The organism is Ruegeria sp. AP12, from assembly GCF_056540025.1.
This window is the reverse complement of the sequence record NZ_JBQFVZ010000047.1, coordinates 1-1,576: the sequence shown is the minus strand read 5'-3', so window position 1 is coordinate 1,576 and position 1,576 is coordinate 1. Positions and strand designations below refer to the sequence as shown.

Below are 1,576 nucleotides of genomic sequence, written 5' to 3'. Positions count from 1 at the left end.
TCCTTTTCAAGCAGTTGCGGCGCCAGGACGTCATGCGCGGCCAGAGGGCTGTTTTCGGGAAATGTCGCCAGCGTTTCAAACCGAAAAACCTTGGCGTCAAGGGTGTCGTGCAGAATGGGCATCTCGACGATGCCGATCTCGAACAGGCCCGACGTCACCCATTCCTGAATCTTCGACGAATACTGCGATTGAAAGCTGACCGACAGATTGGGACGGGATTGCGAGAATCGCGCAATCTCGCGGGGCATGAAGCCGAAGGACAGCATATGCGGGGCGGCGACTTGCAACTGACCAGGGTGTTTGTTCTGCAAATCCGTTACGGCCTGCGCCACGTGATCCAACCCGCGCACCACGGTGTCGACCTCACGATAGAGAAGCTCGGCCTCGGGCGTGGGCAGTAAGCGTCCCTTGGTGCGTTCGAACAAGGGCAAACGCGCCTCGCGCTCTAGCTGAGACAGAAGGTTGCTGATGCCCGGCTGTGAAATGCCAAGCACTGACGCGGCGCCGGTGACCGTCCCTGTCTCCATGATCGCGTGAAAAGCCTGTAACTGACGAAATCTGAGGGACATCCTGACATCACTTTTTCTGATAGTATAAGCAAGATATAGTATTTGAAATGATATTCTGGTCAAGGCAGGCTGCGTCCTGACCGGAGGTGGGATGTCTGATCTACAACAGAAAATTACGGGCTATGATCTATGGCATCTTGCGCTGCCGGTGACATCGCGTCGGGATCACGGCATCGGCTCGGTCGAGGGCGCGTGCGAGGTCGTCATCCTCAGATTGACCACTGAGGACGGCACGCAAGGGTTTGGTGAGGCCTCACCCTGGTCGGTTTTTACCGGCACGCCCGAGGCCACGTTTGCCGCGCTGGACCGCTATCTGCGCCCGCTGGTTTTAGGCGCGCGTCTTTCTGACCGGGCGGCGATTATGGCCAAAGCCGCCCATGCCGTCGCCCACTGCACCGAGGCCAAGGCCGCGTTGGAGGCCGCACTGCTGGACCTGACTGGCCGCATCTCCTCACTTCCGGTTTGGGCCTTGCTGGGCGGCAAGTGCCGTGATGCGATCCCGCTGAGCTGCTCCATCGCCAATCCTGACTTCGCACAGGACATCGACCTGTTGGCGCGGTTGCGCGACGACGGCGTTCGGATCGTGAAACTCAAGACAGGGTTCAAGGATCATGCCTTCGACATCATGCGGCTTGAATATCTGGCCCGGAACCACCCCGAAATGGCCGTCCGCGTGGACTATAATCAGGGGCTGAGCATCGAGGACGCCCCGGCGCAGGTGCGCGACGTGGCCCAGTTTCAACCCGACTTCATCGAACAGCCCGTTCGGGCGCATCACTTAGGCATGATGGCCCAACTGAAGCAGATGATCGACGTCCCTCTGCTGGCCGATGAAAGTGTCTTTGGCCCCGAAGACATGGAGCGCGCCGCGCGCGAGGGGATTTGCGATGGTGTTTCGGTCAAGATCATGAAATCCGGTGGTCTGACGCGGGGCCAGACGGTCGCCCGCATCGCCGCCTCCCATGGGCTGAGCGCCTATGGCGGCGACATGTTTGAAGCAGGCTTGG

2 protein-coding genes are annotated in these 1,576 nt (G+C 59.8%); one reads left to right on the top strand and one right to left on the bottom strand.

All coding sequences use genetic code 11. From position 1 onward, the window contains the following. Window positions 1-569 (bottom strand): LysR family transcriptional regulator (locus tag ACR0E6_RS21055; protein ID WP_480586963.1); only part of this gene is annotated, 569 nt, incomplete at its 3' end. A gap of 91 nt (window positions 570-660) precedes the next feature. Between ACR0E6_RS21055 and ACR0E6_RS21050 the strand changes: the two genes are divergently transcribed. Beyond that, window positions 661-1,576 (top strand): enolase C-terminal domain-like protein (locus ACR0E6_RS21050; RefSeq protein WP_480586960.1); only part of this gene is annotated, 916 nt, incomplete at its 3' end.